Here is a 12,767-nt window from a genome sequence, read left to right as displayed (position 1 = left end):
GATGTCCCAACCCCGCTCCACCCACGACGAGGTCGCCGAGGCGATCCGCGCGATGGAACCCACCGGCGAGAGCCTCGAGTTCAAGCAGTCGACCCCGCTGTGGGTCCAGGTCGTCAAGTGGGGCCTGATCCTGTTCTCGATCGTGGTGCTGGCCTACATCTCCCAGCAGCTCATCGAGGCGGGCTACTGGCTGATGGTGAGCCTGACCGCCTTCGTGGCCATCTGCATCCTCGCGATCTACGCGACCCGCCGGGCGATCCCGCTGAAGTACCTCTTCCCCGGCGTCCTGCTCATGCTGGCCCTGCAGATCTGGCCGCTGGTCTACACGGTGAGCATGTCGTTCACCAACTACGGCGCCGGGCACCTGTTCAGCAAGGAGGAGGCGATCGCCTCGATCGAGGCCAACTCCGTGCGGGAGGTGGAGGGGGCCCAGCGCTACGCGCTGAACATCGCGGTGCCCGACGGCGCCGACGTCGCCACCGGTGACCTCGCCTACCTGCTGACGAACCCCGACGGCGAGTTCTTCGTCGGCACCCTCGACGGTCTGGAGCCCCTGGACGCCGAGGGCGTCGAGGCCGGCCCGACGGGGCGCATCATCTCGGCCCCCGGCTGGATCACGCTCACCCCGCAGCAGATCAACGCCCGCTCCGCGGACCTGGCCGAGTTCGGCGTCCCCCTCACCAACGAGGCGGGCGAGACCACGGGCGGGGTGCGTCAGGTCGGCCTGTCGGAGGCGTTCGTCGGTTCTCCCACCCGGGTCTACGACGAAGAGACCGACACCATCACCGACCAGGTGACCGGCACCGTCTACGTAGCCCAGGACGCCCAGTGGGTGCCCCAGGACGGGGCAGGCGCCGCGCTGCCGCAGGGGTGGCGGGAGAACGTCGGGTTCGACAACTACACGACCGCCTTCACCGACCCGGTGCTCCGCGAGGGCCTGACGAAGATCTTCCTCTGGAACGTCTTCTTCGCCGCGTTCACGGTCGCGAGCACCTTCCTCCTCGGGATGGCGATCGCCCTCCTCATGAACGACGACCGCCTCAAGGGCAAGGCCATCTACCGGTCCCTGCTGATCCTTCCCTACGCGCTGCCGGTCTACGTGACCGCGCTGGTCTGGGCCTCGATGTTCAACCAGGAGTTCGGGCTCATCAACAACCTCACCGGGCTGAACATCAACTGGCTCGGTGACCAGACCTGGGCGCGCACGGCCGTGCTCATCACCAACCTGTGGCTGGGCTTCCCCTACTGGTTCATCGTCTGCACGGGTGCCCTCCAGGCCATCCCCGGCGACGTGCGCGAGGCGGCCGCCATCGACGGGGCCGGTGCCTTCCGCACCGTGCGCTCGGTGATCATGCCGCTGCTGCTGGTCGCCGTCGGGCCGCTGATGATCGCCTCGTTCTCCTTCAACTTCAACAACTTCGGCCTGATCTGGCTGCTCACCGAGGGTGGTCCCTTCGAGGGCGGCCAGTCGCAGATCGGCTCCACCGACCTGCTCATCACGCTGGCCTTCCGGCTGGCCCTGGGCGGCGTCACCCCGAACTTCGGGTTCGCCTCCGCCATCTCCGTCATCATCTTCTTCTTGGTGGCGGGCATCAGCTACATCGGCTTCCGCCAGACCAAGGCCCTCGAGGACGTGAACTGACATGACCATGCCCGGAGACACCGACCCCACCCTGGCCTCCGTCGACGCGCACGGGTCCGACCGTGCCCGCGACGGCAAGCTGGACACCAAGGCCTCGAACTACCGCGTCCTGACGAGCTCGAGCCGCACCTCGTTCAGGGCGGTGTGGTGGCGGCACGCGCTGGCCCTCCTCGCCCTGGCCTTCGCCCTCTTCCCGATCCTGTTCATCGTGTCCTCGGCCTTCAACGAGGCCGGCACGCTGTCCACCTCGGGCCTGCTCCCGACCCGGTTCGGCCTGCGCAACTTCGACGCCCTGTTCAGCGACCCGGCCCGGCCCTACTGGACGTGGTACCGCAACTCGCTGATCATCTGCCTGGTCGCCACCGCGTCCACGTTGATGCTGGGTGCCGCCGCCGCCTACGCCTTCTCCCGGCTGCGCTGGACCGGCCGCCGTTTTGGGCTGCTCTTCATCCTGCTCGTCCAGATGTTCCCGGGCGTCCTGGCCTTCGTCGCGCTCTACATCACCTTCGCCAACGTCGGCACGGTCATCCCGCAGATCGGTCTGAACACCCTGTGGGGCCTGCTCCTGGTCTACCTGGGCGGGGCCATGGGCGGCAACATCTGGCTGTTCAAGGGCTACTTCGACACGATCCCCAAGGAGCTGGACGAGGCCGCGAAGATCGACGGTGCCAGCCACGCCCGCGTCTTCTTCACGATCATCCTGCCGCTGGTCACCCCGATCCTCGCGACCGTGGCGATGCTCGCCTTCGTCAGCCTGTGGGGCGAGTTCCTGCTCGCCAGCATCTTCCTCACCTCCGCCGACAACCAGACGCTCGCGGTCGGCCTCTACGCGACCCGCAACGCCGACGTGAACCGCTACTTCGGCCAGTTCGTCGCCGGGGCCGTCCTCGCCTCGCTGCCGGTGGTCCTGGTCTACCTCGCGCTGCAGAGGCAGCTCATCGGTGGGATGACCCAGGGCGCCGTGAAGTGATCCGGGCGGCCGATCCCCACCACGACGGGTCGCCGCTCTACGTCTCGGACCCGACGCCCACCCCGGGGTCGGTGGTCTCCGTCCGGGTGCGCGTGCCGCACGAGGCCCGGGTCACCGGCGTCCACGTGCGGACCACCCCCGACGGCGAGCAGTTCTTCACCGACGCCCGCGTCGTCGCCACCGACGCCGTGGAGACCTGGTGGCAGGCCGACCTGACCTGCCACAACCCGGTGACGAACTACCGGTTCCTCCTGGACTCGGTGGGCGACGCGGAAGGCGAGGCCGAGCACCCGGACCGGCCCCCGGCCTACCGGTGGTTGAACGGGACGGGCGTGCACCTGCGCGACGTCCCCGACGCCGCGGACTTCCGCGTCGTCACCTACCCCGCCCCGCCGGCATGGGCGCGCGGGGCGGTCGTCTACCAGGTGTTCCCGGACCGTTTCGCCCGTGACGCGACCGTGGAGCCGGCCGGTGACGTCGGCGGTCCGCGCACGGACCTGCCCGACTGGGCGGCACCGGCCCGCTGGGACGAGGGCGTGGACATCGACCGGGACAGCGGCCCGGTGCAGGTCTGCGGCGGCACCCTCGACGGGGTCCGTGAGCGGCTGGACCACCTCGTCGACCTCGGCGTCACCGTGCTCTACCTCACGCCCGTCTTCCCGGGCCGCTCCAACCACCGCTACGACGCCACGACCTTCGACCGCGTCGACCCCCTGCTCGGTGGTGACGAGGCACTGGTCCGGCTGCAGGAGGCTGCGCACGAGCGGGGGCTGAAGGTGATGGGGGACATCACCACCAACCACACCGGGGACCAGCACGACTGGTTCCGCGCCGCGCAGGCGGACCCCGACGGACCCGCTGGCGACCGCTACGTGCGCGACCCCGACCGGCCGGGGGAGTGGGTCAGCTGGCTGGGGGTGAAGACCCTGCCCAAGCTCGACCACCGCGACCCCGGGCTCCGCGAGGCGCTCACCGGGGGGCCTGGCTCGGTCATCGAGCGCTGGCTCGGACCGGGTCACGGGTTCGACGGCTGGCGTGTGGACGTGGCCAACATGACCGGCCGGTACCGCGACGTCGACCTCGCCCACGACGTCGCACGCGACACCCGTGCGGCCGTCGACCGGGCCACCGGTGGAGAGGGCCTGCTCGTGGCCGAGCACACCCACGACCACAGCGCCGACGCCCTCGGTGACGGGTGGCACGGCGTCATGAACTACTCCGGCTTCACCCGGCCGGCGTGGACCTGGCTGCGCGCGCCCGGCTTCGCGCCGAAGTTCCTCGGCAGCCCGCTGAGGGTGCCCCGACTGGGCGCCGACCTGGTCGCCGAGACCATGCGGGAGTTCTCGGCGCTGGTGCCCTGGCGCTCCCTCGCGCACAGCATGACGCTGGTCGGCTCGCACGACACCACCCGCGTGCGCACGCTCGTCGGCGGCGACCTCGGCCAGGTCGTCGTCGCGGCAGCGATGCTCCTGACGATGCCGGGGATCCCGATGATCACCTACGGCGACGAGGTCGGGATGCAGGGCGACTTCGGCGAGGACGGTCGCCGCCAGATGCCGTGGGCCGACCGCGGCCGACCCGGTGGGGCCTGGGACGAGGACCTGCTCGAGACCTACCGCTCGCTCGTCCGTCTCCGGCGCGGCTCCCCGGCCCTGTCCGAGGGGGGTATGCGGTGGCTGCACGCGGACGACGACGCGATGGTCTTCCTTCGCGAGCACCCGGACCAGACCGTGCTCGTGCACGTCGCCCGCGCCGCCCACGGCGGGGTCGAGGTGCCGGCGCACGCCATACCCGGCAGCGCGGCCGGACGGTCCCTGCACGGGACCGGCCTGTGCGTCGACGAGACCGGGGCCCGAGCCCACGCCGACGGGCCGGGACTGGACGTCTGGTCCTGGACGACCGCAGCCCCGGACTGGGACCCCGTCCCCGCGGACCACCGGGGTGGCTGGTGACCACGACGCCGTCCGCCCCCTCCCGGCGCCCCGCGGAGCAGGGCAGCAGCAGGGCCCGGCTCGCCGACCTCGCGACCTACACGGGCGTCAGCGAAGCGACCGTCAGCCGCGTCCTCAACGACAAGCCCGGCGTCGCGGCGACCACCCGGCAGGCGGTGCTCACCGCGCTCGACGTCCTGGGGTACGAGCGCCCGAGTCGCCTGCGGCGCAACAGCGCCGGGCTCATCGGCCTCGTGGTGCCCGAACTGTCCAACCCGGTCTTCCCGCTGTTCGCGCAGGGGATCGAGACCCAGCTGGCCGCCGCCGGGTTCACGCCCGTGCTGTGCACGCAGACGCCGGGCGGTGTGCACGAGGACGAGTACGTGCAGATGCTGCTCGACCGCGGCGTCTCGGCGATCGTCTTCGTCAGCGGCTACCACGCGGACAGCAAGGCCAGCATCGAGCGCTACACCAAGCTGCGGGACCGTGGCCTGCCGATCGTGCTGGTCAACGGCTTCCGCGAGGGCATCGACGCGACCTTCATCTCCCACGACGACATCGCCACGATGCACCTCGCCGTGCGCCACCTGCGCGACCTCGGCCACACGCGCATCGGCTTCGCCACCGGGCCCGGGCGCTACGTTCCGGTGCAGCGGCGCATCGCGGGCTTCCGGGAGGCCATGCGCGAGGTCGAGGGCGTCGACCTCGACGAGCTCGTCTGCACCACGCTGTTCACGATCGAGGGCGGCGCCGCCGCGGCCCGGCAGCTGGTCGGGGCCGGTGCGACGGGGATCATCGCGGCCTCCGACGTGATGGCGCTCGGGGTGCTGCGGGCCGCCGGGCAGCTGGGCCTGCGCGTGCCCGAGGACCTGTCCGTCGTCGGCGGCGACGACACGACCTTCATGGCGTTCGTCGACCCGCCGCTGACCACGGTGCGGATGGACGTCGGCGGCATGGCCGAGGCGGCCGTCACCGCCGTGCTCGAGGAGATCGCGGGGGAGAAGGTCGCCCACCGCGAGTACACCTTCGAGCCCGAGCTGATCCTGCGACGCTCGACGGCGCGCGTGCGTGCGTCTGACCCGAGCGTGTCGGGAGGCTGACGCGCGCGAGCGGGGAGGTCGGGTCAGCGGCCGCCGCGCGCCGCCAGCATCGCCTGGAACACCTCGACCAGCTCGTGCTCGTCGGCCACGCGGTGCTGGGCGGCGGTCCCGCCCTCGCCGACCCGCACGGTGAGCCGGTGCGCCGCGTGGCCATGGTCCTCCGCCAGCGCGACGAAGGCCTGCTCGTCCGTCGTGTCGTCGCCAGCGTAGAAGACGGCGTCCACGCCGAGCTCCTCGGCCAGGCGCACGAGCGCGACGCCCTTGCCCACGTGCGCGACCGCCAGCTCGACGACCTCCTTGCCCGGGGTCAGGACCACCCCGGTATGCCGTGCGCCGAGGGCGGTGGCGGCGTCGAGGGCGGCGGTGCTCGCCTCCGGCGCCAGGCCGCGCGCGTGCACGACCCGGCCGGCCGGCTTCACCTCGACCCGGGTCCCCGGGTGGTCGGCGGCCAGGTCGACGAGCTCGGCGTCGAGATCGTGCAGGAGGGCGCGCTGCGTGTCGTCGAGGGCGAGCCCGTCCGGCAGCCAGGACTCCTCGGCCCCGTGGCTGCCGATGAGGAGCAGCGGGTCCTCGGCGCCCGTCAGCTGACGCAGCGGCTCGAGCGCCCGGCCCGAGACGAGGGCCACGACGGTGCCCGGCAGGGCGGCCAGGGCGACGAGCGACTCCATACCTCCCTGGACCGGGCGGGACTCCATCGGGTCGAGCACGAGCGGGGCGAGGGCACCGTCGAAGTCGGTGGCGACGAGGATCGAGGGCAGTGCCGCGAAGCGGTGGACGGCGTCGGACAGCTGGGCCGGAAGGGGCATGACTCTCCTGGGTGGTGGGGTCGTGTCGGGTGGTTCGGGGCGGGCGAGGTACGCGGGTGGGAGAGGGCCCGGCACGGGTCCGGTCAGGGCCCGTCGCGACGGCGGGGTCGGGCGGGGGCGGCGGCGAGGGCGGCGAGGAAGTCGTCGGCCCAGGCCTGGACGTCGTGGGTGCGCACGCGCCGGCGCAGGGACCGCATCCGACGCTGCTTCTCGGCCGGGTCGTCCCGGATCGCGCGGAGGATCGTCTCCTTGATGCCGGCAATGTCGTGGGGGTTGCAGAGGTAGGCGGCCCGCATCTCCTCGGCCGCACCGGTGAACTCCGACAGCACGAGGGCCCCGCCCCCGTCGTGCCGGGCCGTGACGTACTCCTTGGCGACGAGGTTCATCCCGTCGCGCAACGGCGTGACGAGCATGATGTCGGCGACCTGGAAGAGCGCGGCCATCTCCTCGCGCGGGTAGGACTGGTGCAGGTAGTGGACGGCGGTGTCGCCGAGGTGGGAGTAGTCGCCGTTGATCCGCCCCACCGTGGACTCGATCTGCTCCCGCAGCGTCCGGTAGGCCTCGACGCGCTCCCGGCTCGGCGTGGCGACCTGCACGAAGGTGACCTGGGGAGGGGCGATCTCCCCGTCGGCGAGCAGCTCCTCGATGGCCCGCAGACGGTGCCGGATGCCCTTGGTGTAGTCGAGCCGGTCGACCCCGAGGAGGACCACCTCGGGGTTGCCCAGCGACGCGCGGATCTCCGCGGCGCGCTCGCGCACCTCCGGCCGGTCGGCCAGCTCGCGGAACCCGGCGGCGTCGATCGAGATGGGCACCGAGGCTGCGCGCACCGAGCGAGGGGCCGAGCCGGGGTGCCCGTCGTCGGAGCCCTGCCAGGTCACGACGTCGCCCTTGGCCGTCGCGCCGAGCACGGAGCGGCAGGAGCGGATGAAGTTGCGTGCGTCGTCGGGTCGCTGGAAACCCACGAAGTCAGCACCGATGAGGCCGCGCAGGAGAGGCGCGCGCCAGGGCAGCTGGGCGAAGAGCTCGACGGGCGGGAACGGGATGTGGTCGAACCACCCGATGCGCAGGTCGGGACGCTGGTCGCGCAGGAGGGCAGGCACCAGCTGCAGCTGGTAGTCGTGCACCCAGACGGTCGCCCCGGGGGCCGCGACCTCCGCGACGGCGTCGGCGAACCGCTCGTTGACGGCGCGGTAGCAGTGCCACCAGGACCGGTGGAAGGTCGGCGGGACGATGACGTCGTGGTAGAGCGGCCAGAGCGTGTCGTTGGAGAAGCCCTCGTAGTAGTCGGTGACCTCCTCGGCCGACAGCGGCACCGGGTGCAGCCGCAGCGCCCCGTCGTCGAAGGCCTCGGGCGCCTCGCCGGGGAAGCCGGCCCACCCCACCCAGGCCGCCTCGCGCTCGTGCATCACCGACTCCATCGCGGTCACCAGGCCGCCCGGGCTGGTGCGCCACGTCGTGGTGCCGTCCGGGTCGACGTGCCGGTCCACCGGGAGCCGGTTGGCGGCGATGACGAGGTCGAAGGTGCGCGCCGCCGCTGCGGAAACCATCTGCCCTCCTCGCTCGTTGGTCCTGCCGGACCCCACCCTAGAGGCCCTGCACGGACCCCGCGCTGCCAGGCGCGTCCGCCGTGGGCGAGGAGAACCGCATACCGTGGAACCCGTGACGAGCGAGCTGCCCCGCACCCCCGGTGCCGACGCGACGCGTCCGGTGCCGGTCGCCGCGCACCGGCAGCTGGGCGACTACGCGCTGCGCGAGCGCCTCGGCGAGGGCGGTATGGGGGTGGTCTGGAGGGCCTCTGCGGGCGACGGTCGCGACGTCGCGGTCAAGGTGCTGCGCGAGCACCTCGCGCACGACGAGACCGTCCGCGCCCGCCTCCGGAGGGAGGTGCACACGCTGGCGCAGGTGCACCACCCGCGGGTCGCGGCCGTCATCGACGCAGACGTCGATGGACCCACCCCCTACATCGTCACCGAGTTCGTCCCCGGACCCCCGCTCGACAGGGTCGTGGAGGAGCGGGGGCCGCTGCGCGGCGAGCGCCTGGTCCGGCTCGCCCGCGGACTGGCCGAGGCGCTCCGGGCCATCCACGCGGTCGGCATCGTGCACCGCGACCTCAAGCCCGGCAACGTGCTGCTCGTCGGGGACGACCCGGTCGTCATCGACTTCGGCATCGCGCAGGTCGCCGACGACGCGCGGCTGACGATGACCGGGATGGTGATGGGCACGCCGGGCTACCTCTCGCCCGAGGTGGTCGAGGGGGGTCGCGTCGGCGAGGCCACCGACTGGTGGGGGTGGGCGGCCACCCTGGCGTATGCCGCGAGCGGCCAGCCGCCCTTCGGTCGCGGCCCGCTGACCGTCGTCCTGGACCGGGTCGCGCGCGGCCGGGTGCAGCTCGACGGCGTCGACCCCGCCCTGCGGCCGCTGCTCGCCGCGGCGCTCGAGCCCGACCCGGCGCGCCGCCCGACGCAGGCGCAGGTGCTCGACGGGCTGGAGCGCTACGCCCGGCACGAGGACGTCACCGGTGCGCTGCCGACGTGGGCGGCGCAGACCGGTGGGGTGGGCGCCGACGCCACCCAGCTGCACGGTGCCGGTCCGCACACCCGCGTCGCGCCGCAGCGCCCCGACCGGTCCCGCGTGGCACCCCCGGCCCCGGTACGGCGTGAGCCCGCACCCGTGAACGGGGCACCTCCCACGGCATACCCAGACCCGGTCGCCCCCGCTCCCCTCGGCGGCGGGGCCGACCCCGCGTCGCCCCCGCCCGGGGCGCAGGGCGGGCCCGACCCCCGCATCGGCCGGAGCCCGCGCAGCGGCACCCTGGCCGCGATGCTGGTGGCCTTCGTCGGGCTGGCGGCCGCCGCGCCCCTGCTGGCCTGGGGGCTCTACCTCGTGTGGGGCGTCACCACGCGGACCGTGGACCGGTCCTTGACAGGGCTGGTCCTGCGACGGCACGAAGCCGGGAAGCGACGCAGCGACGTGCCGGTGCTCGTCGTGACCTCGCCGTGGCACCTGCTCGGTGGGGCGTTGACGACGATGTTCTCGCTGATCCTGCCGCTCGGGCTGGCGGTGGTGGTGGCCCTCGTCCTCGCCGGGCTCGTGACGTCGACCGAGGTGATGACCGGCGTCGGTGCCGACCACCCCGTGGCCGTCGCCGCCGGGTCCTTGGTCGGTGGGTGGGTCGGCTGGTGGGGGCTGGGGTCGCGGTCGATGCGCCGTGGGTCGCGCACCGTCGTGCGCACGCTGGTGCCGTTGGGGACCGCGACGCTGGTGGTGGTGACCTTCCTGGTCGTGGGCGGGCTGGCGCTTGCGGGGTGGAGCTATCTGGACGGCGGGTCGGTGTCGTGGTGGCCGCTGGGGCCGGACTTCGACCCACGGGTCTACCTGCCGTTCGAGCTGTGACCCAGCTCCTCGGGGGGCGCTCTTCCAAAGCGTCCATATCAGCCCCACCCGCCACTTCCGTGGCAATGCGTCACGTGAGTCTCGTCACACAGGTCTTCCGCTGAGGCGCTCCGTGGCCTAGCGTGGGTCGGGCTGTCCCTCTTGTCCCTGGTGTCACAGCACCGGACCTGTCCCGGTCCACCCGCCCTGTCCCCGCCGGAAGGTCCCCACCCGATGCCCACCCGAGCCAAGCACCGCACCGTCCGTGGAGCCCTCTTGCTGCGTCGAGCCGGCAGCGCCGGCCTGGCGGGCGCGGCCTCCATCGCCGGTGTCGGCCTCACCGCTCAGACCGCCGTCGCCGACGACCACAACGTGTGGGACCGCGTCGCGCAGTGCGAGTCGACCGGCAACTGGAGCATCAACACCGGCAACGGCTTCTACGGCGGGCTGCAGTTCTGGCACCCGACCTGGCAGAGCTTCGGCGGCGGGGAGTTCGCCGGCTACGCCCACCAGGCGACCAAGCTGCAGCAGATCACGGTGGCCCAGCGTGTCCTGCAGGTCCAGGGTCCGGGCGCCTGGCCGGTGTGCTCGGTCCGCGCCGGACTGACGATGGCGAACGGGTCGCAGCCCTACCCCGGTGAGGCGGCGCCCACGCCCGACCCGGGCACCCAGGGGACGTGGTGGGTGAGCGCCTCCGCAGGGGCCAACATCCGCTCCGGGCCGAGCACCTCGTATGCCGTGGTCGGCGGGGCCGCGCGCGGCGCCAAGATCACCGGCTCGCTGAGCAGCGGGTGGGTGAAGCTGGCCGACGGGCGGGGCTGGGTCAGCGCAGCCACCCTCACCACGTCGGACCCCGGCGCCCCCGAGCCGGCGCCCCAGCCGCCGCCCGCCGCGGCCTCGACCTGGAAGGTGACCGCGACCGGGGGCGCGAACCTCCGCTCCGGGCCGGGCACGTCGTACGCGGTGGTGGGTGGGTTCGCGCACGGCGCCACCTTCTCCGGCAGCCTGAGCGGGGGGTGGGTGAAGCTGGCCGACGGCCGCGGCTGGGTCAGCGGCAGCATCGTCGCGGCGGTCACCGCGGGCGGTGGCGGCGGCGGGAGCAGCGACATGGCACCGCTCGTCGTCGACGGCAGCCGCGGGCCCCTGACCGTCAAGGCCGTCCAGCGCTGGGCCGGCGTCGCAGAGACGGGTCGGTGGGACAGCGGCACCCTCAAGGCGCTCCAGCGGACGGTCGGCACCGAGGCAGACGGCGCCTGGGGCCCGAAGTCGCAGGCCGCGCTGCAGGACAAGATCGGCTTGACTCGCGACGGGTCGACCTACATGAACTACCGCACGATCGTCGGCCTGCAGAAGTGGCTCAACGCCAACGTCATCGGCTGATCGCTCCCGCACGGCTTATCATCGTGGCGACCCGGCACTCGCCGGGTCGCTGCTGGCGTGGCGCAATTGGTAGCGCACCTGTCTTGTAAACAGGTGGTTGAGGGTTCGAGTCCCTTCGCCAGCTCTCCCCTTGACCAGGCGTTTTAACCCCCTGACCTGCGGAAACGTGAGTTCGACGGAGTCGGTAGCGGTGGGCGCACATTGACAGAAGTGGGCAGAGAGTCGCACTCTTAGTGCACGTATGATGCACGAAATGGGGACGTGATGACGACGAGACGGGGCTTCGGGACGCTGAGGCGGCTACCCTCCAAGCGGTGGCAGGCGACATACGTGGGGCCGGATCTCGGTCGGCACACCGCTCCGTACACCTTCGTCGCGAAGGCAGACGCTGAGGCGTGGTTGGCCCACGAGCGTGCGATGGCGAGCGGGGACGACTGGGTCGCCCCAAAGCGGCGGGCAGAGCTGGCCGAGCGTCTGGCACCACCCAGGTTCGACGAGTACGCCGGCCAGTGGCTCACCGACCGGTCCCTCAAGCCGCGGACCCGCGAGGGCTACGAGCACCTGCTGCGGCGCTACCTCGAGCCAACATTTGGTGAGCTCCTGGTCTCCGACCTCACGCCGGCCCTCGTACGTCGGTGGTGGGCAGGACTGTCACCGGAGCACCCGACCGTGAACGCCCGCGCCTACGCGCTGCTGCGGGCCATCCTCAGCACCGCGGTCACTGACGAGCTCCTCGCGAGCAACCCGTGCCGGATTCGGTCTGCCTCGAACCCTCCGACCAAGAAGGAGATCCACCCGGCGACCATCACGGAGCTCGACGTGCTCGTGCGGGAGATGCCGAACCACCTTGGCGCGCTCGTCCTGCTGTGTGCCTGGTGCGCGCTGCGGGTGGGGGAGGTGCTCGAGCTCCGCCGACGCGACCTCGACCTGAACCGCGGCGTCGTCAAGGTCACCCGCGCCGTGTCATGGGTGCGCGGCCAACCGATCGTCGGCACCCCGAAGTCGGCCGCCGGTACCCGCGAGGTGAGCGTGCCGCCGCACATCGTCCCGGCCCTGCAGCAGCACCTGGAGAAGCACGTGCGGCCCGGAGCGGACGCACTGCTCTTCCCTTCCATGCGCGACCGCCAGCGCCATCTGCAGCCGACGGTGCTTCACACTGCTTGGCGTAAGGCCCGCGCTGCTGCCGGCCGTGAAGACTTGAGGATCCACGACCTGCGGCACACCGGCGCCACCCTGGCTGCCATGACGGGCGCCACGCTCGCCGAGCTGCAGGCGCGTCTCGGTCACTCGACCGTTGCCGCGGCGCTGCGCTACCAGCACGCCGCGCAAGGCCGCGACGCCGAGATCGCCGCGAAGCTCTCCGAACTAGCTAGCCCGCCCTCCTCAGGAATGAGCAGCGACGCGAGGTCGCGGACTGGGGAGGTTCGTGACATCACGACTCCGCTTGATATGTGGGTGATCTTCGGATCATCGGCGCCTGTACTTTGCAGGTGTCCGTCTCGCTGAGGAGGCGCCTGATGTCAGCTCTGTCGTTGAGGTTCGTTCCGGGCGATGAGCGGTTGCCTG

General features: G+C 72.2%; 9 protein-coding genes, 1 tRNA gene and 1 pseudogene. 9 read left to right on the top strand and 2 right to left on the bottom strand.

Going from position 1 to position 12,767, the window contains the following annotated elements; translation table 11 throughout:
• The first annotated feature begins 1 nt into the window (after position 1).
• The 4 genes from ACI3ET_RS11585 to ACI3ET_RS11570 are packed head-to-tail and all read left to right on the top strand — an operon-like array spanning position 2 to position 5,643.
• Positions 2–1,642: an ABC transporter permease subunit gene (locus ACI3ET_RS11585; protein ID WP_405033205.1), complete on the top strand. Its 1,641-nt coding sequence runs from the start codon at positions 2–4 to the stop codon at positions 1,640–1,642.
• A gap of 1 nt (position 1,643) precedes the next feature.
• Positions 1,644–2,612, top strand: coding sequence for a sugar ABC transporter permease (locus ACI3ET_RS11580; RefSeq protein ID WP_405033204.1), 969 nt, complete (start codon positions 1,644–1,646; stop codon positions 2,610–2,612).
• Positions 2,609–4,564 carry a glycoside hydrolase family 13 protein gene (locus ACI3ET_RS11575; RefSeq protein ID WP_405033203.1) on the top strand — a complete coding sequence of 652 codons (1,956 nt, stop codon included), beginning with the start codon at positions 2,609–2,611 and terminating at the stop codon, positions 4,562–4,564. Before ACI3ET_RS11580 ends, ACI3ET_RS11575 begins: the two co-directional genes overlap by 4 nt.
• On the top strand, positions 4,561–5,643 hold the full coding sequence (locus ACI3ET_RS11570; RefSeq protein ID WP_405033201.1) for a LacI family DNA-binding transcriptional regulator: 1,083 nt from the start codon (positions 4,561–4,563) through the stop codon (positions 5,641–5,643). The genes ACI3ET_RS11575 and ACI3ET_RS11570 overlap by 4 nt, the downstream gene beginning before the upstream one ends.
• Before the next feature lie 23 nt (positions 5,644–5,666).
• Here ACI3ET_RS11570 and otsB read toward each other — a convergent pair whose 3' ends face one another.
• Together otsB and ACI3ET_RS11560 are read right to left on the bottom strand one after the other, a co-directional pair.
• A complete protein-coding gene (otsB, locus tag ACI3ET_RS11565) occupies positions 5,667–6,449 on the bottom strand; it encodes a trehalose-phosphatase (protein ID WP_405033200.1) in 783 nt (260 codons plus the stop codon).
• An 83-nt stretch (positions 6,450–6,532) separates the two neighbouring features.
• On the bottom strand, positions 6,533–7,996 hold the full coding sequence (locus ACI3ET_RS11560; RefSeq protein WP_405033199.1) for an alpha,alpha-trehalose-phosphate synthase (UDP-forming): 1,464 nt from the start codon (positions 7,994–7,996) through the stop codon (positions 6,533–6,535).
• 112 nt (positions 7,997–8,108) lie between these two features.
• Here ACI3ET_RS11560 and ACI3ET_RS11555 point away from each other — a divergent pair, with 112 nt between their 5' ends.
• The 5 genes and pseudogenes from ACI3ET_RS11555 (at position 8,109) to ACI3ET_RS11535 (ending at position 12,707) form a co-directional block, all read left to right on the top strand.
• Positions 8,109–9,842 (top strand): serine/threonine-protein kinase, encoded by a 1,734-nt coding sequence (locus tag ACI3ET_RS11555; RefSeq protein WP_405033198.1) that lies wholly within the window; start codon positions 8,109–8,111, stop codon positions 9,840–9,842.
• Positions 9,843–10,055: 213 nt separating this feature from the next.
• Complete coding sequence (locus ACI3ET_RS11550; protein WP_405033197.1) at positions 10,056–11,201, top strand: transglycosylase family protein; 1,146 nt, start codon at positions 10,056–10,058, stop codon at positions 11,199–11,201.
• A 51-nt stretch (positions 11,202–11,252) separates the two neighbouring features.
• A tRNA-Thr gene (locus tag ACI3ET_RS11545) sits at positions 11,253–11,325 on the top strand.
• Positions 11,326–11,465: 140 nt separating this feature from the next.
• A pseudogene (locus tag ACI3ET_RS11540) lies at positions 11,466–11,834 on the top strand (tyrosine-type recombinase/integrase); the annotation flags it as partial.
• A 36-nt stretch (positions 11,835–11,870) separates the two neighbouring features.
• The gene (locus ACI3ET_RS11535; RefSeq protein WP_405033349.1) at positions 11,871–12,707 is read left to right on the top strand and encodes a tyrosine-type recombinase/integrase; all 837 of its coding nucleotides are present in this window, start codon (positions 11,871–11,873) and stop codon (positions 12,705–12,707) included.
• The last annotated feature ends 60 nt before the right edge of the window (positions 12,708–12,767 follow it).

The organism is Ornithinimicrobium jinqii, assembly GCF_045032595.1.
Taxonomy (GTDB): domain Bacteria; phylum Actinomycetota; class Actinomycetes; order Actinomycetales; family Dermatophilaceae; genus Ornithinicoccus.
The sequence above is the reverse complement of the archived record's forward strand: the minus strand, read 5'-3'. Positions and strand labels throughout refer to the sequence as shown.

Coding starts and splice junctions, on each gene's coding strand:
- ACI3ET_RS11550 (WP_405033197.1), top strand. CDS start 10,056: ATGCCCACCCGAGCCAAGCACCGCACCGTCCGTGGAGCCCTCTTGCTG.
- ACI3ET_RS11580 (WP_405033204.1), top strand. CDS start 1,644: ATGACCATGCCCGGAGACACCGACCCCACCCTGGCCTCCGTCGACGCG.
- ACI3ET_RS11585 (WP_405033205.1), top strand. CDS start 2: ATGTCCCAACCCCGCTCCACCCACGACGAGGTCGCCGAGGCGATCCGC.
- ACI3ET_RS11560 (WP_405033199.1), bottom strand. CDS start 7,996: ATGGTTTCCGCAGCGGCGGCGCGCACCTTCGACCTCGTCATCGCCGCC.
- otsB (WP_405033200.1), bottom strand. CDS start 6,449: ATGCCCCTTCCGGCCCAGCTGTCCGACGCCGTCCACCGCTTCGCGGCA.